Raw genomic sequence first — 26,620 nt, 5'->3', positions numbered from 1 at the left:
TCTCCTCGTTCGTGCGTGCTGGCTGACAGGTGAACTTCCAAGCTACCAGTGCGGTACGACACAGGATGCGCTCGAGCACCGCCGGTGCCGCCGGCACCGGGGCCGCCCCGGGCATCCGTGCCGGTGCGTCCGGGGCGCGTCGTGGCTGCTCAGCCCGGGGGCCGGCAGCGCATCACCTCGCCGATGAAGGGCCGGGCGGTGGTGGTCAGCCGGTGCTGGGTGCTCACGTGCCGCTGGCCGGGCCGGGCGGTCACCGTCACCTCTTCCCGACCCACCTCGGCGCCGTCGCGGTCGCGGGCGCGCACCAGGCACACCGCCGAGCCGCCCTCCGGCACGGTGACCCGGAAGTCGACCAGCACCTGGCTGTCGGTGATCCCGGTGTAGGTGATCACCTCGGCGTCGTAGTTCGGGTCGCCGTACTGCCGGTAGAGCCGCACCGCGACCAGGGTCATGACGGCCACCATGGCGACCGCCAGCAGCACCGCCAGCAGCGGCCGACGGCGCCCCGGCTCCCGGCGGCGGCCGTACCGGCCCGGCGGGAAGGCGGGCGCGCCCGGCTCAAGTGTGGCGTGCGTCTCGGTCACCGCTGGGTATCTCCTGGCGTCGTTGTCGGAGGCATCGGCAAGAATGGCAGGGTTCCATCCTCCCAGCCCGTCCCGTCGTCAAATATGACAGGTCGGCACCGGCAGGTCCCGGCGCGGGGGAGGATTCCGGCAGGTCAGCCGGGCGGTCCTGCGGGGGGTCCGCCGGCGGGCAGAGACGAGGAGCGCCGACGTTGGCAGAGCAACTGCGACTGATGGCCGTCCACGCGCACCCCGACGACGAGTCGAGCAAGGGTGCCGCGACCATGGCGAAGTACGTCGCCGAGGGCGTGGACGTCCTGGTGGTCACGTGCACCGGCGGCGAGCGCGGCAGCGTGCTCAACCCGAAGATGGACCGACCGGACGTCTGGGCCAACATCGCCGACGTCCGCCGGGCCGAGATGGACGCCGCACGGGCGATCCTCGGCGTCGAGCAGGCGTGGCTCGGTTTCGTCGACTCCGGCCTGCCCGAGGGCGACCCGCTCCCGCCGCTGCCCGAGGGCTGCTTCGCCCTCCAGGACGTCGAGGTGGCGGCCGGCCCGCTGGTGCGGCTGATCCGCCAGTTCCGTCCGCACGTCGTCACGACGTACGACGAGGAGGGCGGCTACCCGCACCCCGACCACATCATGACCCACAAGGTCAGCGTGGCCGCGTTCGAGGCCGCCGGCGATCCGGAGCGCTACCCGGAGCTGGGCGAGCCGTGGCAGCCGCTCAAGCTCTACTACGACATCGGCTTCTCCAAGGGCAAGATCATGGCGCTGCACGAGGAACTGCTCGCCGCCGGCCTCAACTCGCCCTACGAGGAGTGGATCAAGCGCTGGGAGGACCGCCCCGACAAGGGGCCCCGGATCACGACCCGGGTCGAGTGCGCCGACTACTTCCCCGTCCGCGACGACGCGCTGCGCGCCCACGCCACCCAGATCGACCCCGACGGCTTCTGGTTCCAGGTGCCGATGGAGCTGCAGCGGCGGGCGTGGCCGACGGAGGACTTCGAGCTGGTGCGCTCGCTGGTCGACAGCCCACTACCCGAGTCGGACCTCTTCGCCGGGGTGCGCGAGACGGCCCGTGCCTGCTGATCCGGGGCCGGGCTACCCTGGTCACCAACCGCAATCCGGAGGAACGCCATGCTGACCGCCGCACAGGTGCTCGCCCAGAACAACTTCGGGGACACCCGCACGGGTGGGCTGGCCGGCCCGATGGGCCTCTTCCTCATCCTCGTTCTGGCGACCGCCACCGTCCTGTTGATCCGCAACATGAACTCCCGGCTGCGTCGCCTGCCCGACCGGTTCCCCCAGCAGGGCCCGCCGGCCACGCTCGACCGGGCGGACGCGGAAGTCGTCGATCCGACAGAGGGCACGCAGGCGCAGGATTCATCCACCCCCGCTCCCACCGGGCGTCAGCAGGGCCGAAACGGCTAGTCCACGCATGATTCACGCCGAACCCGGTCGTCGCCCCCTGTTGCGGCCACCGGGTTTGCCTTAGCCTCTCGCCGGGGGGACCAAGAGTTCCCGAGCCGTGCGCGGGAGGGGGCGCCGATGACCACCACAGCAGCGGCCGCCCGTCGTGACGGCGAGCGGCCCGCGGGCGGAGCGGCTCGGTGACCTCCGGCAGGGCCGGCGAGTCGACCGACCGGCTCGAAACCCGCGGCACCCCCGCGCGGCTGCTCCTGCTCACGGTCGCCGTCGCGCTGACCGCACTGGTCGCCGCCGGCCTCGGGTGGACCGCGCCGATCCGCCTGCCCACCGACGACCCGCTCGGCGGGCCGGCCCGGTTCGGCCTCGCCGTCGCCGTGTTCGCCGTCGCCCAGCTGGCCCGGCTGCGGTTCCGCACCTCCGCCGGGATGGTGAGCATCACCTGGGGCGAGGCGGCGCTGATCATCTGCCTCTACCTGACGCCCACCGGCTGGCTCCCCTCCGCCGCGCTCCTCGGGGCCGCCCTCGCCTGGTCGGCCATGTCGCTGCTCGGCGACCGGCGGCCGGTGCTGGAGGTCGTCCGGATCACCGCCTCCCTGACCGCCGCCACCGCCCTGGCCGTCTCGGTCACCACCTGGCTCGGCGAGCCGCTGCTGGCGACGCCCACCCCGGCGCTCGCCCTGGCCGTGCTCGCGGGGTCGGTCACCTACCTCCTCGCCACCGCCTGGCTCGGCGGCGCCACCCTGGCGCTGCGCCACGGCATCCCCGTCGGGCCGCCGCTGCTCGCCGCGCTGCGGGGCAAGCTGCTGATGTTCGTCGGGAACGTGGCCGTCGGCCTGGTCGTGGTGGCGCTGCTGGAGCTCGACGCGCGCTGGCTGCTGTTGCTCCCGCCGCCGCTCTGGCTGCTCCAGCAGACCTACCGGCACCGGCTGCGCGCCGACCAGGAACGCCGCACCTGGCGGGTCTTCGCCGAGGCCACCGCCGCGCTCAACCAGCTCGACGAGCGGGGCGTCGCCACGGCCGCAGTGACCGGCGCGCTGGCCGTCTTCAACGCCGAACTCGTCGACGTCGACGTGGCTCGCGGCGACGGACGGTGGCGGCGCTACCGGGGTGATCCGGGCGGCCAACTGGTCGACCGCGAGGTAGCCCCGCCGGGCCGGAACGAGCCCGAGGGCCACGAGCTGGTGCGTACCCTCACCGTGGGTGCGGCCCGGGTGGGCGAGCTGCGCATCCGGTTCCCGCGCTCCGCGCCCCCGAACGCCCGCGAACACGACGCCCTCGCCGCGTTCGGCGACGCTCTCGCCGCCGCGCTGCACGACGCCGCGACCCACCGGGAGCTGCGGCTGGTCACGGCCCGCTCGTCGTACGAGGCGGTGCACGACCAGCTCACCGGGCTGGCGAACCGGTCGGCCCTGCTCAGCAAGGGCGACCAGGCGCTGCGCCAGCTCGCCCACGACCACCCGGTCGCGCTGCTGCTGCTCGACATCGACCAGTTCAAGGAGGTCAACGACACCCTCGGGCACGCCGCCGGCGACCAGCTGCTGCGGCTGACCGCCAACCGGCTGGGCACCCTCGCCCGCCCCGGGGACCTGCTCGCCCGCCTCGGCGGCGACGAGTTCGCGCTGCTGCTGACGTCGGTCCCGGTGATCGGCGACAGGGCTGCCCCGATGACGTACGCGCTGCGGCAGGCCCGCGAGATCGCCGAGCGGCTCGCCGCGCCGACCGAGGTGGCCGGGGTACGGATGTCCGTCGAGGTCTCCGTCGGGGTGGTGGTCGCCGACGCCGGCACCGCCGACCTGACCGAGCTGCTGCGCCGGGCCGACATCGCCATGTACCAGGCCAAGGAGGGCGGCGGCAGCGTCGCCGCGTACGACTCCGCCCGGGACGCCGCGAGCACCGACCAGCTCGCCCTGCTGGCCGAGCTGCGCGAGGCGCTGAAGACCGACGACCAGCTCGTGCTGGCGTTGCAGCCGGCGGTCGACCTGACCACCGGGGCGCCGACCGGGGTGGAGGCGCTGATCCGCTGGCGGCACCCGCGCCGGGGCTGGCTCGGGCCGCACGACTTCATCCGCCCCGTGGAGAACAGCGAACAGCTCGGCACCTTCACCCGCTACGTGCTGGACAAGGCGCTCGCCGTGGCCGCCGGCTGGGCCGGCGACGGGCTCGACGTGCCGATCTCGGTCAACCTGTCGGCGCGCAGCCTGCTCGACCCCCGCCTGCCCGCCGACATCGCCGATGCCCTGCGCCGGCACCAGGTGCCGCCGGACCGGCTGGTCCTGGAGATCACCGAGACGGTGGTGATGAGCGAGCTGGAGGTCATCGACGAGGTGCTCGCCACCCTGCGGTCGATGGGCGTGCAGCTCGCCGTCGACGACTTCGGCACGGGCTTCTCCTCGCTGACGTTCCTCACCCGGATCGCGGTCGACGAGCTGAAGGTGGACCGTTCCTTCGTGATCCGGATGGCCGACTCCCCGGAGGCGGCGGCGATCGTGCGTACCACCGTCGGTCTCGCCCACGAGCTGGGGCTCCGGGTGGTCGCCGAGGGCGTGGAGACCGCCGAGCAGCGCCTGGCGCTGGCCGAGCTGGGCTGCACGGCCGCCCAGGGCTACCACTTCTTCAAGCCCATGCCGGCCGACAAGATCGGCGCGGTCCTGGGCACCCTCCTCGACGAGGCCCGACCCAACGTCCTGCCGCTGCGCGCCGACGGCGCCTCCTGACCCCGCCGGGCCGCCTGCGGGGAGGCGGTGCCGTCGGGTGCCGGAGCGCGGGCGGGCGCGCCACGGGATGGTTATGGTCGTCGGGTGAACCGACTCGCTGACGCCACGAGCCCGTACCTGCTCCAGCACGCCGACAACCCGGTCGACTGGTGGCCCTGGTGCGACGAGGCGTTCGCCGAGGCGAAGCGCCGGGACGTCCCGGTGCTCATCTCGGTCGGCTACGCCGCCTGCCACTGGTGCCACGTGATGGCCCACGAGTCGTTCGAGAACGAGCAGGTCGGGGCCCTAATCAACGACGACTTCGTCGCCGTCAAGGTGGATCGCGAGGAGCGTCCCGACGTCGACGCCGTCTACATGACCGCCACCCAGGCGATGACCGGGCAGGGCGGCTGGCCGATGACCGTCTTCGCCACCCCGGACGGCACGCCCTTCTTCTGCGGCACCTACTTCCCCCGGGCGAACTTCGTCCGGCTGCTCCAGTCGGTCGCCGCCGCCTGGCGGGACCAGCGCGACGCCGTGATCCAGCAGGGCGCCGCCGTGGTCGAGGCGATCGGCGGCGCCCAGGCCGTGGGCGGGCCCACCGCGCCGCTGGACGCCGCGCTGCTCGACGCCGCGGCCGAGCAGCTCGCCAAGGAGTACGACGCCACGAACGGCGGGTTCGGCGGGGCGCCGAAGTTCCCGCCGCACATGAACCTGCTCTTCCTGTTGCGGCACCACCAGCGCACCGGCTCCCCGCGCAGCCTGGAGATCGCCCGGCACACCTGCGAGGCGATGGCCCGGGGCGGCATCTACGACCAGCTCGCCGGCGGCTTCGCCCGATACTCCGTCGACGGGCACTGGACCGTGCCGCACTTCGAGAAGATGCTCTACGACAACGCGCTGCTGCTGCGGGCGTACACCCAGCTCTGGCGCCTGACCGGCGACCCGCTGGCCCGCCGGGTCGCACAGGACACCGCCTGGTTCCTCGCCGACGAGATGAGTACCCCGTCCGGCGGGTTCGCCTCGGCGCTGGACGCCGACACCGAGGGCGTCGAAGGATCGACCTACGTCTGGACGCCGACCCAGCTCATCGAGGTGCTGGGGGAGGAGGACGGCCGCTGGGCCGCCGACCTGTTCGCCGTCACCGAGGCCGGCAGCTTCGAGCACGGCACCAGCGTGCTGCGGCTCGCCCGGGACGTGGACGACGCGGACCCGGCGGTGACGCGGCGCTGGCAGGACGTCGTCGACCGGCTGCTCGCGGCCCGCCGGGAACGGCCGCAGCCGGCCCGGGACGACAAGGTGGTGGCCGCCTGGAACGGGCTGGCGATCACCGCGATCGCCGAGTTCAACCGGGTGGCCGACACGTTCGGCCCGGCCGGCCCGGACGACGCCTCGCAGACGTTGGAGGGCGTGGCCGAGGGCACCTACGGCGCGATGCGCGACGCCGCCGACCACCTGGCGAGGGTGCACATCGTCGACGGCCGGCTGCGGCGCGTGTCCCGCGACGGGACGGTCGGCGATCCCGCCGGGGTGCTGGAGGACTACGGCTGCGTCGCCGAGGCGTTCTGCGCCATGCACCAGATCACCGGCGAGGGGCGCTGGCTGGAGCTGGCGGGTCAGCTGCTCGACACCGCGCTGGCGCGCTTCGCCGCGCCGGGCGGCGCCTTCTACGACACCGCCGACGACGCCGAACGGCTGGTCAGCCGCCCCGCCGACCCCACCGACAACGCCACCCCGTCCGGGCGCTCCGCGATCGTCGCGGCGCTGGTCGCGTACGCGGCGCTGACCGGGGAGACCCGCTACCGGGAGGCCGCCGAGGCGGCCCTGTCGACCGTGGCGCCCATCGTCGGCCGGCACGCCCGCTTCACCGGCTACGCGGCCACCGTCGGGGAGGCGCTGCTCTCCGGGCCGTACGAGATCGCGGTGGTCACGGACGACCCGGCCGGGGACCCGCTGGTCGCGGCAGCGCACCGGCACGCCCCACCCGGTGCGGTGGTCGTGGCGGGCCGCCCCGGTCAGCCCGGCGTGCCCCTGCTCGCCGACCGGCCGATGGTCGACGGGCGGCCCACCGCGTACGTCTGCCGGGGTTTCGTCTGCGAGCGTCCCGTGACGGCGGTGGACGACCTGGTCGGCCAGCTCGGCCGGCGCTGAGTCGCACGGCCGGGGCGGCCGGTCCGGAGGCCGGCGATGCGGCAGCCGGCGGCACAGGTCGCGGGGCGTGCCGATAGGCTGGCGCCGCTATGGATTCCCGTACCGGTCTGCCCGTTGTCGGCATGGTGGGCGGTGGCCAGCTGGCCCGGATGACCCACCAGTCCGCGATCGCCCTCGGCCAGTCGCTGCGCGTGCTCGCGCTGGCCCCCGACGACGGCGCCGCGCTGGTCGCCGCCGACGTCCAGTACGGCGACCACACCGACCTCGCCGCGCTGCGTACCTTCGCCAAGGCCTGCGACGTGGTCACCTTCGACCACGAGCACGTCCCCACCGAGCACATCCGGACGCTGGCGGCCGAGGGCGTGAAGCTCTTCCCGCCGGCCGACGCGCTGCTGCACGCCCAGGACAAGCGGGCCATGCGGGAGCGGCTCGGCGAGCTGGGCGCGCCGAACCCGGCGTGGCGACCCGTGGCGGAGCCCGCCGACCTGGTGGCGTTCGGCGACGAGGTCGGCTGGCCGGTGGTGCTGAAGGCGGCCCGTGGCGGGTACGACGGCCGGGGCGTCTGGCTGGTCGACGACGCGGCGCAGGCCGACGAGCTGGCGAAGACCCTGCTGGCCGGCGGCACCCGGCTGATCGTCGAGGAGCGGGTGCCGCTGCGCCGGGAGTTGGCCGTGCAGGTGGCGCGCTCGCCGTTCGGGCAGGTCGCCGCGTACCCGGTGGTCGAGACGGTGCAGCGCGACGGCATCTGCGTCGAGGTGCTCGCCCCCGCGCCGGGCCTGCCGGAGGAGCTGGCGGTAGCCGCCCAGCAGCTCGCCATCGACCTGGCGACCGCGCTCGGCGTGGTCGGCCTGCTCGCCGTGGAGCTGTTCGAGGTCGCCGACCGGGCCGCACCCGGGGGCAGCCGGATCGTGGTGAACGAGCTGGCGATGCGGCCGCACAACTCGGGGCACTGGACCATCGAGGGCGCGCGCACGTCGCAGTTCGAGCAGCACCTGCGGGCGGTGCTCGACTACCCGATGGGCGACACCTCGCTGACCGCTTCCGTGGCGGTGATGGCGAACGTGCTCGGCGGCGATCCGGGCGGGATGTCGATCGACGAGCGGCTGCACCACCTCTTCGCGGCCGAGCCGGGCGCCAAGGTGCACCTCTACGGCAAGCAGGTGCGTCCCGGCCGCAAGATCGGGCACGTCACGGTGCTCGGCGACGACCTGGACGACGTACGGGCGCGGGCCGCGCGGGCCGCCCGCTGGCTGCGTGAGGGGCACGAGTGATCGTGACAGGTGAGCTTGCCGGCCCCGAGGGCCCGAACGAGAGGCAGAGCGCGGTGAGCGTCGTTGGGCTGATCATGGGCAGCGACTCGGACTGGCCGACGATGAGGGCCGCCGCCGAGGCGCTGGACGAGTTCGAGGTGCCCTACGAGGTCGAGGTCGTCTCGGCACACCGTACGCCGATCAAGATGATCGACTACGGACGCGCCGCGGCCGACCGGGGCCTGAAGGTCATCATTGCCGGGGCGGGTGGCGCGGCGGCGCTGCCCGGCATGGTCGCCTCGGTCACCCCGCTGCCGGTGATCGGCGTCCCGGTGCCGTTGAAGCATCTCGACGGGATGGACTCGCTGCTCTCCATCGTGCAGATGCCGGCCGGCGTGCCGGTGGCCACCGTGTCGATCGGTAACGCCCGCAACGCCGGGCTGCTCGCCGTCCGCATCCTGGCCGCCGCCGACCGCACCCTGCTCGACCGCATGTCGGCCTACCAGGCCGACCTGGAGCAGTTGGTCGCCGAAAAGGACGCCGCCCTGCGCGCCTCCCTCGCCTGACCTCTGCCTCCCACGCCGCTTCGCGCCTCGCCCGGCTCTCCGCGTCGTTCTTGCCCTTGCTCCGCGCCTCGCCTCCCGTGCGGCGGTCGGTCCTCGCCCCTGCCCGGGCCGCGGTCGGTCCTGCCGCCCGCGCCCCTGCCCGGGCTTGTCGCGGCTTCTTCGCCTCGGATCTGTCTCTCGCGGCGCCAGAGGCCGGGCTACGGGGCCGGCGGCTCGGCCGATGCCGTTGTTGCTCCACCTCGCCAGCGCTCCGAGCCGCTGCCCGCGAGCCCGGACCGGCCACCGGGAGGCCGGCAGGCCACGGGGGCCGCCACTTGAAGTAACTGAATGGCCCGTCACCCAGCGTTGCCGTCTCGACCCGGAGAGGTCTTATCCCTTCGGGCCCTTTGCTCTGCACCCATCGACGCACCAGCCCCCGAGCTGGCACTTCTCTTCCGGCTGCCGGAACGAGGTGGCCAGGCTTCGTAACGCATCGTGAGCGGTGCGTCGGTGGCTGCAGAGCAAAGGGCGCGGAGGGCAGGTTGCCGTTGCTCCTTGTTCCTTACGCTATGTGTTCGCGTGGTCGGCAGACGCGTGGTCGGCACTTCGTGGTCCGGTGGTCGATGCCGTTACGGGGAACGGGTTGTGCGGCATGCCGGCGTGCGGGAGCGGCGCCCGTCCCCGCGGGTGGGCCCGGTGTCAGCGCATGCCGCGCAGGGCTGTCTGGAGGCGTTCCTGGGCGCGGCGCCGGCGCTCGTTGCTGGCGCCGAGTGCCAGCAGCAGGATGCCGACGGGGATCAGGGCCAGCCACGGCCCCAGGCTGAACAGCGCGTGCACCGCCGCGATCGCGGTCACGGCCGCGCCGACGATAACCGGTGCCTGCTGCTGGCTCATCGATCCGAAGACGAGGACGGCCACCGCACCGAGCAGCAGCAGCACCTGGCGCAGCGTGCTGGAGTCGGTGGCCAGCACGATCGCCAGGGTGGGCACGAACGCGGCGACCAGCGCGGGCCCGTACGCGACCCAACTGCTCAGGTCGGGCCGGTGCCGCAGCTCCAGCACGCCGACGAGCAGGGCGAGCGCCGCGAAGGGCAGCGTGTAGGCCTCCGGCAGCGCCACGTCGGCGACCCGCATCAGGATCCACCAGGCGGCGATCTCGCAGACCACGACCGCCCAGAACAGGATGCGCCGCTCCACCGGCCGGCGGCCGGGTCGGGTGGCCGCCACGCCGAGGACCGCGCCCCAGCCGGCCAGCAGGGCCGCGATGTGCCGGGGCGAGTCGAAGGCCAGCGCCAGGGCGATCAGGGCGGCAGCGTGCCCGCTCCACTCGACGGTGGCCGCCTCCCGCTGCGCCTCGGGGCGACGCAGCCTGGGCAGGGTCGCGGCGAACACCTGGAGGGCCGCCCCCACCGCCAGTACGCCGAACGCGGACCAGACGGCCGCGAGCCCGGCCACCAGGCCGGCGGTGAGCACGAAGAGCTGTGCCATCAGCGAGGCGAACAGCCAGCCGAGGATGCGCGCCCGCTGGGTGGTGCCGAAGAGCGCGGCCACCGTGCCGACGCCGACCGCGCCACCGAGGGTGAACAGGGTCAGCTCCCGCGTCGCCAGGCCACCGACCAGGCCCGCGCTCCCGGCGGCGAGCCCGATGGCGAAGACGAGCACCCGGGTCAGGCGCAGCGAGCGGGCCCGCTCGACCAGCGGTGGGGGCGGGGTGAGCGCCAGCCCCAGCATCGCGATGGTGAACACGGACAGCGCCGCCAGGGTGCTCGCCGGCCAGCCGTTGCCGAGCGACGCCGGGGTGATCAGCAGGGTCACGGCGGCGCCGGGCAGCACGACCGGTACCGCCCGGGAGCGCCGCCCGCCGCTGAAACCGGTGGCGGCCAGCGCGGCGGTCGCGGTGAGCAGCAGCGCGGTCAGCACGTGGGTCGGGTCGATCGCCTCAGGGGGCGGGGTGAGCAGCTCCGGGGGTGGTCCCTGCCAGACCCGGCCGAGGCTGCGGTGCGGATCGACCAGTGCGACGACCAGGGCCGGGGCGATCGACACCAGCGCCAGGACGGTGGGCAGCGCACCGGCGGCGAGCGCACCGGCGGCGGGGCTGACCCGCCAGCGGCGCTGCGTCCCGTCGTCGGGCAGCCGCCGCAATGCGCCGTCGAGCAGCACCGACCAGCGTCGTACGGGCTGGGCCGCGCCGACCGGCGGTTCGGTCGCGCCCCGGACCAGCTCGGCGAGCACCCCGAGCAGGGCCGCGGCGGCGGCGTACACACCGACGGGCTGGTTGGCGGGGACGGCGGCCAGGGCGCTCACCGTGGCGCCGCCGGCCACCGCCGCGCTCGCCCAGGGCAGGTACTGCGGGACCCGCCGCCGGACGGCGGCCACCGCCGCCAGGCCCAGGCTCGACGCGGCCAACGCGGCGGTGAGCACCACCTCCGGCGCGCGTCCGAACTCGGCGGCCAGCGCCGCGACGGCACCCGGGAACGCGAGCAGGGCGGCCCCGGCCGCGGCGCCTCCGATCTGGGCGAGGTGCGGGGGCATCCCCTCGTTCTCGATGTCCTCCACCAGCGGCACGGCCAGCGACCGGGCCAGCGCGGCCACCACGAGGCCGATCAGCGCGATGCTGCCCAGCGCCAGCGCGGTGGTCCACGGCCGGACCAGACCCGCTCCGGCGGCGTGCAGGGCGACGACGCCGGCCACGACGGCCCGGGACAGGCCCGCCCGGGGATCGACGGCGGCCACGGCGGCCGCTCCGAAGACGGTGGCGACCATGCCGCCGACCAGGACGGGCGACCACCACGGCAGGTCGAACGCGGCCGGCGCGCCGATCGTGGCGAGTGCGGCCGCCACGCCCGAGACGTCGTACTTCCAGGGTGGTGGCAGCAGGACCGCGGCGGCGACGCCGAGCAGCGCCAGGGCCACGGGGGCCTGCCACGTCGACCCGCCGGTCGGCCCGGCCGGCCAGCCGGTCAGGTCCCCGTTCCAGATCGGGCCGGGGGTGGCGAGCACGCCCAGCCCGCCCCGCAGCGCGCTCCAGCCGGCCAGCAGCCCGATCAGCACGCCGCCGACGGCGAGGCCGACGATCGGCCCGCGTCGCCACTCCTCCGGCATGGCCCGGGCGGCCACGGCCACCACCAGCACCAGCCCGGCGGCGACGGCGAGCTGCCCGCCGGGAGCGAGGACGGCCGCGATCCGGGCCAGGGTGGCGATCAGGGCGGCGGTGACCGCCGCGGCGGCCAGGTCGGAGCCGTCCAGGGTGAGGTCGGAGCGTCGGCCGGCGTCGATGGGGCCGGCGAACACCACCATGGCGCCGGCGACGAGCAGCAGGCCACCCACCCAGGCGTCGGCGGCGGTGGCGCCCGGGGCGCCGAACGCGGCGGCGGTGACCGTGACCGCGCCGAGGGCGGTGCCGACGGCTAGCGGCGTCGGGATGCGTCGCTGGGAGACCTGCACGACGGCGGCGTGGCCGAGGGTGACGCAGACCGCCAGGAAGCTGGCCGCGAGCACCGGGACGGTGACCTCGCGCAGGCTCGCCGGGGTGGGCGTCGGGTCGACCGGTACGGTCGCGGCGACGAAGGCGGCCACCGCGCCCGGCAGCGCGAACGCCGCGCCCCCGGCGGCCCAGGCCGAGACGGTGTCGGCCGCCGCCGGGGCGAGCCGCATCCGGGGCGCCACGGCGACGAGGACCCCGGCGGCGAACAGGGTGAGCAGGACCGCCGTGGTCAGCGCCGGCCGGGCCAGTCCGGCGCCCGCGCCGAACAGGCCGACGCCGGCGGCGGTGGCCGCGTGCGCCAGCGCCGCGCGTTCCGTGCGGGCGGAGAGCCCGACCACCCCGATGCCGACCGCTGTCAGCACCATCGGCCAGGGCGCGACCGCCCACCCGAGGCCGAACGACGCGGGTACGGCGAGCGCGGTCAGCGCCGCACCGACCACGGCGAACTCCCGGCGGATCTCGGACGGCAGGGCCAGCACCGCCGCGACGGTCAGCAGGAAGGCGCTCGCGGCGAGCTGCCAGGCGGCCGGGCCCACGGCCGCCGCCAGCTCGGCCGGGTAGCGGTCCAGGTCGGCCGCCCAGGCGGGCAGCGCGGCCCGGACGGGGGCGACCCCGGCGCGGAGGGCGCCACCGGCGACCACCACCCCGCTGACGGTGAGCGCGACCGCCGAGGCGAGCTGCGGCCCGCGTCGGGCCGCCTCCGGTACCGCCCGCACGGCCAGCCCGGTGAGCGTGATGACGGCGGCGATCAGCAGCAGCGCCCGCCCGGGGAAGGCCACCGAGGCGATCCGGCTCAGCGCGCCGATCACGGCGAGGGTGAAGATCCCGGCACCGAGGTCGGGCAGCGGCGGCCGGCGCAGCACCAGCGTGCCGGCCAGCCCCACGGCGGCCGCCAGCAGCAGCACCAGCCCGGCCCCGGTCGCGCCCGGCACGGTGCCCGCGCGCAGCAGGGCGGAGACGGCGTACGCGAGGGCGAGGGCGACCGCCACCCCGTGCAGCACCCAGGTCAGCTCCCGCAGCCACGGCACCGGACGGCCGGCCGGGGCCCGGTCCTGCGCCGGCAGCCCGCCGTCGAGCACCTCGCCGGCCTCCTCGGGCGCCCCCTCGGGCCGGCCGTCGGCGCGGCGCTGCCGGGGTGCGCTCGCGGGCGCGGCCGGGGGCTCGGGCAGGTCCTGGCGGACCGGCCGTTCCACCGTGACGGGGGAACGCGCCAGCCACAGGTCGAGCAGGGCCACCGCCGTCAGCACCAGCGCCCAGCCGCCCGGGCCGGTGATCCGGTCGTACGCCAGCAGCGGCAGCACCGGCTGGGCGGCCAGTACGGTGGCGAAGCGGGGCGCGCGCAGCCCCGTCCAACCCGCGTAGCCGAACGAGACGCCGGCGGTGACGGCGAAGACGATGGCGCCGAAGATCGCGCCCGAGGCGCCGCCGTTGCCGATCCGGTCGACCGCCCACAGCGCGTAGCCGGCGAGCGGCACCAGGAGCAGGCCGACGGCGGAGATGGTCTCGGCGGTCGAGGTGAGCCCGCGCCGGGCCAGCACCGGCGGGGCGAGCAGCATGAGCACGGTCGCGAGCAGCAGGACGCCCAGCCGGGCCAGCGCGTCCATGGAGCTGGTGGCCACCGCGGCGAAGACCACGGCGGCGACGCCGAGCAGCAGCGCGCCGAGCCCGAGGGGGATGTTCTGCACCTCGCGGGAGGACGCCTCCGGCGGGTGCTCCGGGTCGTCGGCGTCGAGCCAGGTGGCGGCCGACGGCGGGGGCGGGGGCGGGTCCTCCGGACCGGCCGGGGTGCCCTGCCGGGGGACCCGGGGCGGGGCGCCGGTGGCGGCCGTGGGTGGCCGGCGGCCCGGCCTCTTGCGCAGCACCCGGCGGGGGCGGGTGGCCTGCTTGAGGCGTTCCTCACCGGCGTGGGCGAGGATGTCCCGCTGGAAGAGCGCGGCCTGCATCTTGGCGGCGATCTGCCGCTGCTCGCTGGCGATGGCGGCCTCGCGGGCCTTCATCTCCGCGATGGACCGCTCGATCTGTGCCAGGTGCTCGACCCACTGTGGCTGGTGCGCACCGCAGTGCGGGCAGCTGACGGCCGGCTTGATCTCCCGGCCGCACGAGGAGCACTGAAAGGTCGCCACGACACCCCTCCACCCGCACTGTGGACTCCCACCCTCGCAGCATGCCCAATGTGGGCGCGGATTTCGACAATTGTCGGCGGGTCCAGGACAAAGATCGTCCATGCGGACGGCAAACGGCCGGTCGCGGAGCGTGCTCCGTGACCGGCCGTCGGTCGTCGATCGTCAGGGGCGGCCCATGCCGCGGTACTCCCAGCCGGCCTGCGTCCACAGTGCCGAGTCCAGGCAGTTGCGGCCGTCGACCACCTTGCGGCCGGCGACCAGCTCGCCGAGGGCCACCGGGTCGGCGTTGCGGAAGTCGGCCCACTCGGTGAGTACGCAGACCAGGTCCGCGCCGGTCACGGCCTCGTTGATGCCGGGCTCGTAGACCAGTTCGGGCGCCACGGCGCGCGCCCGTTCCATGCCCTGCGGGTCGTAGACGTGCACGTCGGCGCCGGCCTTGCGCAGCAGCGAGGCGACGGAGAGCGCCGGCGCGTCGCGTACGTCGTCGGTGTTGGGCTTGAAGGTCGCGCCGAGCACGGCCACGCGCATGCCGGAGAGGTCGGGCCCGGCGGGCCCGGAGCGGCGGCCGAGCAGCTCGGCGGCGAGCTGGACCACCCGGGTCCGGCGGCGCAGGTTGATCAGGTCGACCTCGTGCAGGAAGCGCAGCGCCTCCCCGGCGCCCAGCTCCTGGGCGCGGGCCTGGAACGCCCGGATGTCCTTGGGTAGGCAGGCGCCCCCGAAGCCGAGCCCGGCCTGGAGGAACCGGTTGCCGATGCGCGGGTCGAAGCCGATGGCCCGGGCGAGGTGGGTGACGTCGCCGCCGGAGGCCTCGCAGACCTCGGCCATCGCGTTGATGAAGGAGATCTTGGTGGCGAGGAAGGCGTTCGCGGCGACCTTGACCAGCTCGGCGGTGGCGAAGTCGGTGACCACGAGGGGCACCTCGCGGTCCTCGGTGGCGGCCAGGTCGAAGACGCCCTTGTGGGCGGCGTAGAGCATGCCGTTGGCCCACTCGCTCTTGACGCCGACGACGATCCGGTTGGGCCGCAGCACGTCGTCGACGGCGAAGCCCTCCTGGAGGAACTCCGGGCTCCACGCCACCTCGACCCCCAGATCGGTGGGGGTGTGCTTGCTGACCAGCTGCTCCACCCACTCGGCGGTGCCGACCGGCACGGTCGACTTGCCGACGATGAGCGCCTTGCGGGTCAGGTGCTGGGCCAGGCTGGTGACCGACGCCTCGACGTACGACAGGTCGGCGCCCATCCCGTCGGCGCGCTGCGGCGTGCCGACGCAGATGAAGTGCACGTCACCGAACTCGGCGACCTCGGCGATGTCCGTGCTGAACCGCAGCCGCCCGGCGCCCAGGTTGCGCTTGAGCAGCTCGTCGAGGCCGGGCTCGTGGATCGGCACCTCGCCGGCGTTCAGCATGGCGATCTTGTCGGCGTCGACGTCGAAGCCGAGCACCTCGTAGCCGAGCTCGGCGTAGCAGATGGCGTAGGTCGCACCGAGGTAGCCGGTGCCCAGGAAGGTCACCCGCGGTCGCTGCGCACCGGAGGGGGGCGTCACCGCGGCGATGGCGGGCATCGGCTGGGTGTTGGGGTACGGGATCGTCACGCCTGTCTTCTCCGCTCGCGCTGGCGTCGCGTGTCGCGTCGCGTTCTGCTGCGGCGCCTGGGCGGGCACCGGAGGGACTCTAACGTCTGTCGGTTCCATCGTCGCCGGGCGGCTTCGGCGCTCTGCCACGTTCGAGGCTACGCGGCGGTAACATCACCTGAACTCTGTCGCTATCCTTCAGTCTGCGCCGTCGGCGGTCAGGAGACGCTACAGACTGCGCATGATAGCGGTGAAGGGGAGGGGCCGACATGGCCGCAGAGCAGTCGTTCGACGTCTACCGGTTGCCCGAGGAACACGAGGCGATCCGGGAGGCGGTCCGTGAGGTCTGTGCGGCCAAGGTGGCGCCGCACGCCGCCGAGGCCGACGAGACCGGCGAGTTCCCGAAGGCGTCCTACGACGCCCTGCGGGCCGCCGACTTCCACGCTCCACACATCCCCGTCGAGTACGGCGGCGCGGGCGCGGACGCCCTGGCCACGGCCATCGTGATCGAGGAGGTGGCGCGCGCCTGCGCCTCGTCCTCGCTGATCCCGGCGGTCAACAAGCTCGGCACGATGCCGCTGCTGCTGGCCGGCTCCGAGGAGCTGAAGCGGAAGTACCTGACCCCGGTCGCGGCGGGCGACGCGATGTTCTCGTACTGCCTCTCCGAGCCGGAGGCCGGCAGCGACGCGGCGTCGATGACCACCCGCGCGGTGCGTGACGGCGATCACTGGGTGCTCAACGGCGTGAAGCGCTGGATCACCAACGCCGGGGTCTCCGAGTTCTACACGGTCTTCGCGGTGACCGACCCGGCGGCCCGGTCCCGGGGCATCTCCGCCTTCGTGGTCGAGAAGTCCGACCCGGGGGTCAGCTTCGGCGCCCCGGAGAAGAAGCTCGGCGTCAAGGGCTCGCCGACCCGCGAGGTCTACCTGGACAACGTCCGGATCCCCGCGGACCGCATGATCGGCGCCGAGGGCACCGGCTTCGGCACCGCGATGAAGACCCTGGACCACACCCGGGTCACCATCGCCGCGCAGGCCGTCGGCATCGCCCAGGGCGCGCTCGACTACGCCAAGGGGTACGTCCAGGAGCGCAAGCAGTTCGGCAAGGCGGTCGCCGAGTTCCAGGGCGTGCAGTTCATGCTCGCCGACATGGGCATGAAGCTGGAGGCGGCCCGGCAGCTCACGTACACGGCGGCCGGCAAGTCCGAGCGGGGCGACGCCGACCTGACCTACTTCGGCGCGGCGGCCAAGTGCTTCGCCTCGGACGCGGCCATGGAGATCACCACCGACGCGGTGCAGCTGCTCGGCGGCTACGGCTACACCCGGGACTACCCGGTCGAGCGGATGATGCGGGACGCCAAGATCACCCAGATCTACGAGGGCACCAACCAGGTGCAGCGCATCGTGATGGCCCGCCAGCTCCTGAAGGGCTGACCGGTCGGCGGGCGGGCCGGTCGTCCGGCCCGCCCGCATCCTCACCGGATCTCGGTCGTGGTGTCCTCTTCCGGCCGGTTGCCGGCGCGAGGTGGCGCCGACCACGGCGACCCCCCGCCGGTGCGGCGCGGCAGCGGCTCGGTCGGCGTCGGGTCCGGGTAGCCGAGGCTCGGCGGCGCGGTGTCCCGGTCGGCCGGCTCGGCCGGCGGCCAGTCGGTCAGCGTGAAGTCGCTGCGCTCCGGCCCCTCGGCGGGCGCCGGCGTCGGCTCGGTCGCCGGTCGGGGCCAGCGCCGCCAGCGCTGCCCGCTGAAGGTGGCCACGAGCAGCAGCAGGCCGATCAGGAAGAGCGTGCCGTTCTCGACCGGCAGGTGCAGCGGCAGGGGGTCGCCGAAGACCTTCCAGCCGTCCGGGATGCGGTCCCGCACCTCGAAGGGCGCGACGAACATCCCCACGTACGGGGCGGCGAGCAGCAGCCCGGCCACGAGCGGGCCGAGCGGCGAGGTGCGCAGCGTGCCGAGCAGGCCGAGCAGGATCCCGCCGACGGCGAGGTACACGGCGGGCTCGATGAGATTGGCCGAGTTCGACGTGCCGATCTCGACCCAACGGCCGACGGTGCCCGCCGACCCGTCCTGCCCGAGGGTGACCAGCACCCACGTGACGGGCACCACCACCAACCCCGCGAGGAAGCTCCAGAGATGTCGCATCCGCGCACCGTACCGTCTTCGACATGACCGAGCACCCCTCCACCGCGCCGGCCGGCAAGCCGACCTCCTACTCCCGCGTCACCCTGAGCCGGATCATGACCGCGGTCGACGTCAACCTCTACGGCACGGTGCACGGCGGCGTGCTGATGAAGTTCATCGACGACGTGGCGGGGGCCGCCGCGGCCCGGCACAGCGGCGGTACGGCGGTCACCGCCGCCATCGACGAGATCGTCTTCACCGAGGCGGTCCGGGTCGGTGACCTGCTGCACGCGCACGCACAGGTGAACTGGACGGGGCAGACCTCCATGGAGGTCGGGGTCCGGGTCGTGGCGGAGCGGTGGGACTCGGCCGAGGACGAGCCGGTGCGGGTCGCCACCGCGTACCTCGTCTTCGTGGGCGTCGACCTCGGCGGCGCGCCCCGGGCGGTCCGGCCGGTGCTGGCGGAGAGCCCGGAGGACGAGCGCCGGTTCCGGGAGGCGGAGATCCGCCGCGCCCACCGACTGGCCCGCCGCCGCGCCATCCAGGCCCACCGCGCCGGCTGACGCGCCTGCCGGCCCGGGCCCACACAGGGTGGGGTCGGGGCATGTGGGCTCCGCACGTGCGCCGGCGGAGGTCGGGTGCGGAGAATGGCGCTCTGAGGTAGGGCAAGATGGCGCCACGGCCCATTTCACAGTGTCGTGCGGGGCCAGGGGAGGGTGGAGCAGTGGGTGACGTGCTGTGGGCGCCGCCGGCGGACGTACGCGAGCGGTCCCGGATCGGGAGCTACCTGCGCTGGCTGCGTGAGCACCGGGGGCTGGACTTCGCCGACTACGACGAGTTGTGGCGCTGGTCGGTCACGGACCTCGACGCGTTCTGGCGGTCGGTCTGGGACCACTTCGAGGTGGTCGCGCACACCCCGCCGACGGCCACGCTGACCGACCGCGGGATGCCCGGGGCCAGGTGGTTCCCCGGGGCCACCCTCAACTACGCCGAGAACGTGCTGCGGATGCCCGGCCGGGCCGACGACGATCCGGTGGTGATCGCGCACGGCCAGACCCGGGCGCCGGTCACCCTCACCGCCGCCGAGCTGCGCGAGCAGGTGCGTCGGGTGGCCGCCGGGCTGCGCCGGCTCGGCGTCACCGCCGGCGACCGGGTCGCCGCCTACGCGCCCAACATCCCCGAGACGTACGTGCTGCTGCTCGCCACCAGCAGCCTGGGCGCGATCTTCTCCTCCTGCGCGCCGGAGTTCGGCACCCGCAGCGTCACCGACCGGTGGCAGCAGATCGAGCCGAAGGTCCTGGTCGCGGTGGACGGCTACCGCTACGGCGAGAAGCCGGTCGACCGGCGGGCCGAGGTGGCCGCGATCCGCGCCGCCCTGCCGTCGCTGGAGCACACCGTCGGCATCGCCTACCTCGACCCGGCCCCCGCGCCCCCGGGTGGCGCCACGGACCGGACGCCGGCCCCGTTCGAGGGCGCGCTGGCCTGGTCGGAGCTGGCCGCCGACACCGACGAGCCGCTGACGTTCACCCCGGTCGCCTTCGACCACCCGCTCTACGTGCTCTACTCCTCCGGCACCACCGGGCTGCCGAAGCCCATCGTGCACGGCCACGGCGGCATCCTGCTGGAGCACCTGAAGATGCTGGCCCTGCACCACGACCTGGGCCCGGCGGACCGGTTCTTCTGGTTCACCACCACCGGCTGGATGATGTGGAACTTCCTGGTCTCCGGGCCGGCGGTGGGCGCGACGATCGTGCTCTTCGACGGCAACCCCGGCCACCCCGACCTGGGCGCGCTGTGGCGGCTGGCGGAGGAGACCGGCACCACGTACTTCGGCACCTCCGCGCCGTTCCTGCTGGCCTGCCGCAAGGCCGGGCTGGTGCCGAAGGAGACCGCCGACCTGTCCGCGCTGCGCGGGGTCGGCTCGACCGGCGCGCCGCTGCCCGCCGAGGGCTTCACCTGGGTGTACGAGACGGTCGGTGACGACCTCCAGCTCCAGTCGCTCTCCGGCGGCACGGACGTCTGCACCGGCTTCGTCGGCGGCGTGCCGCTGCTGGCGGTGCACGCCGGGGAGATCACCTGCCGGGCGCTCGGCGCCAAGGTGGAGGCCCGGTCCGCCGACGGGACCCCGGTCGTCGGCGAGCTGGGCGAGCTGGTGATCACCGAGCCGATGCCGAGCATGCCGGTGGGCTTCTGGAACGACCCGGACGGCAGCCGCTACCGGGAGGCGTACTTCGACCTCTACCCGGGCGTCTGGCGGCACGGCGACTGGATCACGATCAACGACCGGGGCGGCTGCGTGATCACGGGCCGCTCCGACGCCACCCTCAACCGGGGCGGCGTACGCCTCGGCACCGCCGAGTTCTACTCGGTGGTCGAGGGGCTCGACGAGGTCGTCGACTCGGTGGTCGTGCACCTGGAGGACGACGAGGGCGGCGCCGGTGAGCTGCTGCTGTTCGTGGTGCTCGCCGAAGGGCTGGAGCTGGACGACGCGATGCGGAAGAAGATCTGCCGCGAGCTGCGTACCGCCCTGTCGCCCCGGCACGTGCCGGACGAGATCCACCAGGTGCGGGCCGTCCCGCGCACCCTGTCGGCCAAGAAGCTGGAGGTCCCGGTGAAGAAGATCCTCACCGGCACCCCGGTGGACTCGGCGGCGGCAAAGGGCGCCCTGGCCAACCCGGAGTCCCTGACGGCCTTCGCCACCCTCGCCGAACGCCGGGGCCCCCGCCCCTGACCGCTGCCGCGTTGGCGGCGGTGCGGTGCCGTCTGGTGGGACGGCGAGCTGCCTGGCTCGGCCGGCGCGATCACCCCGCGCCGGCCGAGCAGCGGGAGGCCCTGGCGGGGACCGGGCAGTCAGGTGCGCAGCACGTTGGCGTAGATGAGCCAGGCCAGCGCGGATTTGGCCACGAGGCTGAGCAGGATGTACGAGACCTCGCCGTAGCGGTAGTCACGCCATCGACCGCGCTGGGCGTACTGCAGTGCCATGTTGAGCGCGAAGCTCGCGAAGAGGAGAAACTGGATGACGATGATCGCCCAGACGAAGCCGGGGATCTCCGGCGGCTGGGCGACGTAGACGGCGATCGCCAGCCAGGGGGCCAGGCCGACCAGCGAACCGAACCAGAAGGCGCTCCAGTCGGCGCGTCCCGGCACCTGCTGCCGCTCCATCAGCAGGCCGAACAGGATCATCGCGGTGTTCGCGCCGAAGATCCCGATGACCGCCGCGAGATCGCGGATCCCCACGAACAGCCCGATCAGGACGATCATGATCGAGGCGCTGACCGAGTATTCGATCCAGCGGGCGTAGTTGGTGCGGCGATCCAGGTTGCGTGCGTACCAGGAGTGCACGCCCGGGGCCGCGGTGACGAGATGGTCGAGCGCGGCGAGGAGCAGGAAGACCGCCACCGCCGGGCCGATGGCGAGTCGGAAGGCCACCTCCGGGAGCGTGGCGTCGCGCAGCGTCGTCGGGTCGGCCGTCAGGTACGACGCGGTGACCGGCAGGGACAGGTCGTTGCTGGCCGCCCACATCCAACCGCCCTCGACGGCCAGGATCAGACCGACGAGCACGTTGAACCCGCGCAGCCGCCGGTAGCGGTCACGGCCTGCCGCTGGTGGACGTCCCATGTGCGCCACCCTAGAGCCCGGAATGTCCGTTCGTGGCCACATGGGGGCTCTGCTCGCGGAGTTGAGGTGCCCGCGACGGCGGGGTCAGCGAAGGGGGCGGGTCACCCGTTCCGTGGTGGCCCGCGAGGGCAGGCGGGCCGGGTCGGCGTTGGCGCAGAGGACCGTGGTGGCGCCGGCCGTCAGTGGGGCGAGCAGCCAGTCGACCGGGTCGGGGTACGTGCCCGTGTCGATCAGGACCCGGTCGCCGGGGGCGATGCCCAGTTCCGTCGCGCGGGCGGCCGCGCGGCCCAGCAGCGCCGCCTCGCCCGGGCCGCCGGAGGCGTACGGGCTGAAGTGGTCGCCGTGGGCGCGTACCTCGGAGACGTAGTCGGCGTAGCCGGCCGGCACCTGGCGCATCGGCAGGGCGAACGGGTGCAGGGCGAGGACGTACCGCTCGCCCGCCGACCAGGCCGCCGCCTCGTCGAGGCGCGTCTCGGCGGCGAAGAGCACGTCCACGTCGCCCGGCGTGTCGGCGACGGTCAGCCCGGCCGACCAGCAGCCGAGCAGCACCGCGGCGGTCTGCCAGTGCGGGGGCAGCACCACCCCGGCGACGTCGCCGGGGCCCACGGCCACCTCGTCGACGAGCAGGTTGGCCGTCTTGGCCACCCAGTTCGCCAGCGTGGCGCCGGAGAGTTCGGTCCGCTCGCCCGTGGCGTCGTCGTACCAGGTCAGCAGCGGTCTGGTCGGGTCGGTCGCGATCGCGTCAGCGAAGACCCGGGCAATGTTGTCGGCCATCGGCGCGAACGATACGCCCCCGACGGCCGTACTCGATGACGGCGACAAGTCGGCGTACCGTCGGGTCGCAGTCAGCGTCGGCGCCGCGCTCCGGCGTAGGCTTGCCGGAGTGTTGTTCCCCACAGATCCGTCAGTGCAAGGAGTCGCCCCGTGACCGCCGGTCGCCCGCCCCGCGTGCTCATCGACGCCACGAGTGTCCCCGTCGACCGTGGCGGCGTCGGTCGATACGTCGACGGCCTGCTCGGCGCCCTCGGCAAGGTGTGCGGGTCGGGGGTGGAGCTGGCCGTCGTCTGCCTCCGCACCGACCTGGAGCGCTACACCCGGATGCTGCCCGGCGCGGAGATCATCCCGGCCCCGGCCGCCGTCGCGCACCGCCCCGCCCGGCTCGCCTGGGAGCAGACCGGCCTGCCGCTGCTCGCCCAGCAGGTGGGCGCGCAGGTGCTGCACTCGCCCTTCTACACCTGCCCGCTGCGCGCCGGTTGTCCCGTCACGGTGACCGTGCACGACGCGACGTTCTTCACCGAGCCGGAGCACTACGACAAGTCGCGGCGCACCTTCTTCCGCAGCGCGATCAAGACGTCCCTGCGCCGTGCCAACCGGGTGATCGTGCCGAGCAAGGCCACCCGCGACGAGCTGATCCGGCTGCTCGACGCCGATCCCACCCGGATCGACGTCGCCTACCACGGCGTCGACCATGCCGCCTTCCACGCGCCCAGCGACGAGGAGAAGGCCCGGGTCCGGGCGCGGCTGGGGCTGGGCGGCACCAACTACGTGGCCTTCCTGGGTGCCAAGGAGCCGCGCAAGAACGTGCCGAACCTGATCCGCGGCTGGGCGCGCGCGGTGGCCGAGCGGGAGGACCCGCCGGCCCTGGTGATCGCCGGCGGCCAGGGGCACGACGACGACATCGACCGCGCGGTGGCGGAGGTCCCGTCGCACCTGCGGCTGCTCCGCCCGGGTTACCTCCGCTACGGGGACCTGCCCGGCTTCCTCGGCGGGGCCCTGGTGGCCGCCTATCCGTCCTACGGGGAGGGTTTCGGCCTGCCGATCCTGGAGGCGATGGCGTGCGCCGCCCCGGTGCTGACCACGCCCCGGCTGTCGCTGCCGGAGGTGGGCGGCGACGCGGTCGCGTACACCAGCGAGGCGCCCGACCAGATCGCCGCCGACCTGGCCGCGCTGCTCGACGACGAGCAGCGGCGGTTGTCCCTGGCCAAGGCCGGTTTCGACCGGGCCAAGGAGTTCACCTGGGAGTCCAGTGCCGAGGTGCACATCGCCGCCTGGAGCCGGGCCCGGTCCTGACCGCCGCGACCGGCGTCGCGAGAATGCGTCCCCGGTCAGGCGAATCGGGCATGATGTGCGGGTGATCTACGCCGTCATTCCGGCGGGTGGCAGTGGCACGAGGTTGTGGCCGCTGTCCCGTGCCGGCCACCCCAAGTTCCTCCACCCGCTGACCGGTTCCACCGCCTCGCTGCTCCAGGCGACGGTGGACCGGCTGGGCCCGCTGACCACCGCCGAGCGCACCCTGGTGGTCACCGGGACCGCGCACGTGGCGGCGGTCGCACGCCAGCTCGCCAGCGTGCCGGAGGAGAACATCCTGGTCGAGCCGTCGCCCCGGGACTCGTGCGCGGCGATCGCCCTGGCCGCCGCGGTCATCGCGCGGCGCGACCCGGAGGCGGTGATGGGCTCCTTCGCCGCCGACCACCTCATCGGTGACCCGCAGCGCTGGCGGGAGGTGGTCCTGGAGGCGGTACGCGGTGCCGAGCGGGGCCTGCTGATGACGGTCGGCATCACCCCGACGCGGGCCGAGACCGGCTACGGCTACCTCCAGACCGGGGACCCGGTCGACGGGGGCCCGCTGCGGCCGGTCGCCGAGTTCAAGGAGAAGCCGAGCGCGGAGGTGGCCGAGGCGTACCTGCGCTCCGGGCGGCACCTCTGGAACGCCAGCATGTTCGTCTGGCGGGTCGACGTGTTCCTCGCCGAGTTGGCCCGCCAGCAGCCCGCCCTGCACGCCGGGATCGTCGCGATCGCCGAGGCGTGGGGCACCGAGGAGCAGGACGACGTGCTCGGCACGGTCTGGCCGACGCTGCCGAAGATCTCCGTCGACTACGCGGTGATGGAGGGCGCGGCGACCGCCGGCCGGGTGGCGACCGTGCCGGGCGACTTCGGCTGGAACGACGTCGGCGACTTCCACACGCTGGGCGAGGTGCTGCCCGCCGACGCGGACGGCAACGTGGTGCTCGGCGCCGACGCCAAGCCGGGGGTGCTGCTGCGCGACACCACCGGACTCGTGGTGGTGCCCCACTCCGGGCGCCTGGTGGCCGCCGTCGGCGTACACGACCTGATCATCGTCGACACGCCGGACGCGCTGCTGGTCTGCCCACGGGACCGGGCGCAGGACGTCAAGAAGGTCGTCGACGAACTCAAGGAACGGGGCGAAGAGGGGCTCGTCTGAGTGTCGCGAGGGCCGGGGCGACCAGGCGTGCCGTCCCGCCGGCCAGCGGCTGCGGCAGCCGGTCCGGCGGGAACCAGCCGAGCGCCTCGGACTCCTCGCTGACCCGCTCGACCGCGCCGGGCGGGGCGAGCACGGCGAAGCGTACGTCGTGGTGCAGCGAACCGCCCTGGCAGCTCACCGGGTGGATGTCGACGTCGATCGGCACCGGGTCGATCCGCAGGCCGGCGATGCCGGACTCCTCGCCCGCCTCGCGCAGGGCCGCGGCGGCGAGGGTCCGGTCGACCGGCTCGCAGTGCCCGCCGAGCTGCACCCACCGCCGGAACTTGCCGTGCAGGCAGAGCAGCACCCGTGACCCGGTGGCGTCGAGCACCAGCGCGCTCGCCGTGACGTGCCCGGGCCGGTGCGCCCGGCTCATCGCCACCGGCCCGGCGGCCAGCAGCGCCAGGGTGCGGTCGCGCGCCTCGGCGGCGTCCGGGCCGGTGGGCTCCCAGCGGCTCAGCGTCGCGAGGGCGTCGGCGTGCAGCGCCGTGTGCGCCTCGGCGGGCGGCGCAGTCCGCGCCTCCGCGTCCGGCGACGGTCGGGAGGCGGCGGTGGGGGAGTCGGCCATGCCGACACTGTACGAGCCGACGCTTCGTACCCTGGCCCGGTGACCTTGCGACTGTTGGAGTTCGTCGTGGCCGGCAACGAGGCCAGCGATCTGCTGCCGGTGCGCTCCGCGCCGCTGCTGCGGGCGCACGGTGCCCGGCGCGGCTTCTGGACCGTGCTGGACGAGGGGCCGGTGGAGCAGTGCCTGGCCCTGCTGCTGGAGCTGGACGACGGCCGCTGGGTCGCCCATCACGTGGCCGCCGACGCGGGGGCGGAGAACGGCCGTACGGAGGACGGCGAGGCGCTGGCCCACCACGACGGCTGGGTGTACGTCTTCGGCTCCCACTTCGGCTCGAAGGCGGGGCCGCTGCGCCCGCGACGCGCCTTCGTGGCCCGGTTCCGTGAGGACGACGCGGCGGCGGGCCCGGTCCCGGTGCAGGTGGTGCGTAACCGGTTCCGGCTGCACCGGGCGGTCAACGACGCCCTGCTCAAGGCGGCGTTCATCCCGCTGCCGCCGGGCGAGCGGGTGCGGGCCCGGTTCATCGGGGAGACCGTCGCCCGGGGCACGGCCCGCGCGAAGGGCTGGGTCAGCCGGCTCGTCCCCGACGACCTGCCGCTGAACGTCGAGGCGGCGGCCTTCACGCCGACCGGCGGTGTCCTGCTCGGGCTGCGCTTCCCGGTCACCACCGACGGCGAGCCGATCCTGGTCGAGCTGACCGGGGTGCCGGGCATGTTCGACCCCGTGCCGAGCTGGCCGCAGGCGTCGGGGGCGTACGTCCTGACGGGGGTGACGCCGCCCGGCGCGCTGGCCGGCTTCCGGGCGATCACGCCCACGGACGACGGCGGCTACGCGGCGATCGTCGGGTCGATCGACGCGTTGGGCAAGGGCTCGGTGCTGCTCGACGACCATCCGGCCGGCGGCGAGGTCACCTCCCGGCACGTCCGGTTTCCCCCGCCCGGCGACGGGCACCTGGTCCCCGGCGAGGTGGTGGCCGAGCTGGCGCCGTTCCACCACGTGGAGGGGGTGGCCGAGTGCGGCGGGCAGAGCTTCTACGTCACCGACGAGGACCATCGGGTGGCGCTCTGGGTCGGTTGACCGGCGGTGGCCGACGACCGGACGACACCTCCGCGGAGCAAGGCCGCAGACCCTCGTGGTGTCGCCCGGACGCCGGTCTTCCCCGCCCCCGGGCGCCCGGTTCCGGGCGTGGCGGGTGAGGCACCCGCCCCCGTGCGCGGGCAGTGGAAGCATGCCCAACGGCCCCGGGGG

Annotated in this window: 18 protein-coding genes and 2 pseudogenes; 13 read left to right on the top strand and 7 right to left on the bottom strand. The window is 74.4% G+C overall.

Going from position 1 to position 26,620, the window contains the following annotated elements:
- Positions 1-149: 149 nt before the first annotated feature.
- A complete protein-coding gene (locus GA0070610_RS22820) occupies positions 150-584 on the bottom strand; it encodes a DUF4307 domain-containing protein (protein WP_089001940.1) in 435 nt (144 codons plus the stop codon).
- Between the two features lie 191 nt (positions 585-775).
- Here GA0070610_RS22820 and mca point away from each other — a divergent pair, with 191 nt between their 5' ends.
- The 7 genes and pseudogenes from mca to purE all read left to right on the top strand — a co-directional run bounded on the left by mca (position 776) and on the right by purE (position 8,656).
- On the top strand, positions 776-1,657 hold the full coding sequence (gene mca / locus GA0070610_RS22815; RefSeq protein ID WP_089001939.1) for a mycothiol conjugate amidase Mca: 882 nt from the start codon (positions 776-778) through the stop codon (positions 1,655-1,657).
- Between the two features lie 48 nt (positions 1,658-1,705).
- Positions 1,706-1,999, top strand: coding sequence for a hypothetical protein (locus tag GA0070610_RS22810; RefSeq protein WP_089001938.1), 294 nt, complete (start codon positions 1,706-1,708; stop codon positions 1,997-1,999).
- 179 nt (positions 2,000-2,178) lie between these two features.
- A complete protein-coding gene (locus GA0070610_RS22805; protein ID WP_089001937.1) occupies positions 2,179-4,710 on the top strand; it encodes a putative bifunctional diguanylate cyclase/phosphodiesterase in 2,532 nt (843 codons plus the stop codon).
- Between the two features lie 84 nt (positions 4,711-4,794).
- A pseudogene (locus GA0070610_RS32000) lies at positions 4,795-6,046 on the top strand (thioredoxin domain-containing protein); the annotation flags it as partial.
- Positions 6,047-6,114: 68 nt separating this feature from the next.
- Positions 6,115-6,840, top strand: a pseudogene (locus tag GA0070610_RS31995) (hypothetical protein); the annotation flags it as partial.
- 89 nt (positions 6,841-6,929) lie between these two features.
- Positions 6,930-8,111 carry a 5-(carboxyamino)imidazole ribonucleotide synthase gene (locus GA0070610_RS22795; protein ID WP_089001935.1) on the top strand — a complete coding sequence of 394 codons (1,182 nt, stop codon included), beginning with the start codon at positions 6,930-6,932 and terminating at the stop codon, positions 8,109-8,111.
- A gap of 53 nt (positions 8,112-8,164) precedes the next feature.
- A complete protein-coding gene (gene purE, locus GA0070610_RS22790; RefSeq protein ID WP_089001934.1) occupies positions 8,165-8,656 on the top strand; it encodes a 5-(carboxyamino)imidazole ribonucleotide mutase in 492 nt (163 codons plus the stop codon).
- A 678-nt stretch (positions 8,657-9,334) separates the two neighbouring features.
- Here the strand turns inward: purE and GA0070610_RS22785 are convergent.
- Entirely contained in the window at positions 9,335-14,242 is a 4,908-nt protein-coding gene (locus GA0070610_RS22785) for an SCO7613 C-terminal domain-containing membrane protein (protein ID WP_089001933.1), read from the bottom strand.
- Positions 14,243-14,404: 162 nt separating this feature from the next.
- Positions 14,405-15,832 (bottom strand): UDP-glucose dehydrogenase family protein, encoded by a 1,428-nt coding sequence (locus tag GA0070610_RS22780; protein ID WP_089001932.1) that lies wholly within the window; start codon positions 15,830-15,832, stop codon positions 14,405-14,407.
- A 248-nt stretch (positions 15,833-16,080) separates the two neighbouring features.
- Here GA0070610_RS22780 and GA0070610_RS22775 point away from each other — a divergent pair, with 248 nt between their 5' ends.
- On the top strand, positions 16,081-17,244 hold the full coding sequence (locus tag GA0070610_RS22775; protein ID WP_089001931.1) for an acyl-CoA dehydrogenase family protein: 1,164 nt from the start codon (positions 16,081-16,083) through the stop codon (positions 17,242-17,244).
- 41 nt (positions 17,245-17,285) lie between these two features.
- Here the strand turns inward: GA0070610_RS22775 and GA0070610_RS22770 are convergent, their stop codons facing one another.
- Positions 17,286-17,948 (bottom strand): hypothetical protein, encoded by a 663-nt coding sequence (locus GA0070610_RS22770; protein ID WP_089001930.1) that lies wholly within the window; start codon positions 17,946-17,948, stop codon positions 17,286-17,288.
- A gap of 23 nt (positions 17,949-17,971) precedes the next feature.
- Here GA0070610_RS22770 and GA0070610_RS22765 point away from each other — a divergent pair, with 23 nt between their 5' ends.
- Both GA0070610_RS22765 and GA0070610_RS22760 read left to right on the top strand, forming a co-directional pair.
- Entirely contained in the window at positions 17,972-18,490 is a 519-nt protein-coding gene (locus GA0070610_RS22765) for an acyl-CoA thioesterase (RefSeq protein WP_089001929.1), read from the top strand.
- 161 nt (positions 18,491-18,651) lie between these two features.
- The gene (locus tag GA0070610_RS22760; protein ID WP_089001928.1) at positions 18,652-20,658 is read left to right on the top strand and encodes an acetoacetate--CoA ligase; all 2,007 of its coding nucleotides are present in this window, start codon (positions 18,652-18,654) and stop codon (positions 20,656-20,658) included.
- 119 nt (positions 20,659-20,777) lie between these two features.
- Here the strand turns inward: GA0070610_RS22760 and heR are convergent, their stop codons facing one another.
- Positions 20,778-21,545, bottom strand: coding sequence for a heliorhodopsin HeR (gene heR, locus GA0070610_RS22755; protein WP_089001927.1), 768 nt, complete (start codon positions 21,543-21,545; stop codon positions 20,778-20,780).
- 84 nt (positions 21,546-21,629) lie between these two features.
- Positions 21,630-22,319, bottom strand: coding sequence for a TIGR03089 family protein (locus GA0070610_RS22750; RefSeq protein WP_089001926.1), 690 nt, complete (start codon positions 22,317-22,319; stop codon positions 21,630-21,632).
- Positions 22,320-22,469: 150 nt separating this feature from the next.
- On the opposite strand from GA0070610_RS22750, the gene GA0070610_RS22745 reads away from it, so the two are divergent.
- Together GA0070610_RS22745 and GA0070610_RS22740 are read left to right on the top strand one after the other, a co-directional pair.
- Complete coding sequence (locus tag GA0070610_RS22745) at positions 22,470-23,615, top strand: glycosyltransferase family 4 protein (RefSeq protein WP_089001925.1); 1,146 nt, start codon at positions 22,470-22,472, stop codon at positions 23,613-23,615.
- Positions 23,616-23,676: 61 nt separating this feature from the next.
- Positions 23,677-24,768, top strand: a complete 1,092-nt coding sequence (locus tag GA0070610_RS22740) for a mannose-1-phosphate guanylyltransferase (protein ID WP_089003676.1) — start codon at positions 23,677-23,679, stop codon at positions 24,766-24,768.
- Here the strand turns inward: GA0070610_RS22740 and GA0070610_RS22735 are convergent.
- Positions 24,737-25,375, bottom strand: a complete 639-nt coding sequence (locus GA0070610_RS22735) for an NUDIX hydrolase (RefSeq protein WP_089001924.1) — start codon at positions 25,373-25,375, stop codon at positions 24,737-24,739. The genes GA0070610_RS22740 and GA0070610_RS22735 overlap by 32 nt on opposite strands.
- Positions 25,376-25,414: 39 nt before the next feature.
- Here GA0070610_RS22735 and GA0070610_RS22730 point away from each other — a divergent pair, with 39 nt between their 5' ends.
- Entirely contained in the window at positions 25,415-26,449 is a 1,035-nt protein-coding gene (locus tag GA0070610_RS22730; RefSeq protein ID WP_089001923.1) for a hypothetical protein, read from the top strand.
- Positions 26,450-26,620 lie beyond the last annotated feature (171 nt).

The sequence above is a fragment of the Micromonospora echinofusca genome (assembly GCF_900091445.1).
GTDB lineage: Bacteria > Actinomycetota > Actinomycetes > Mycobacteriales > Micromonosporaceae > Micromonospora > Micromonospora echinofusca.
Note: the sequence above shows the minus strand (reverse complement) of the source record. Positions and strands in the feature narration are given on the sequence as shown.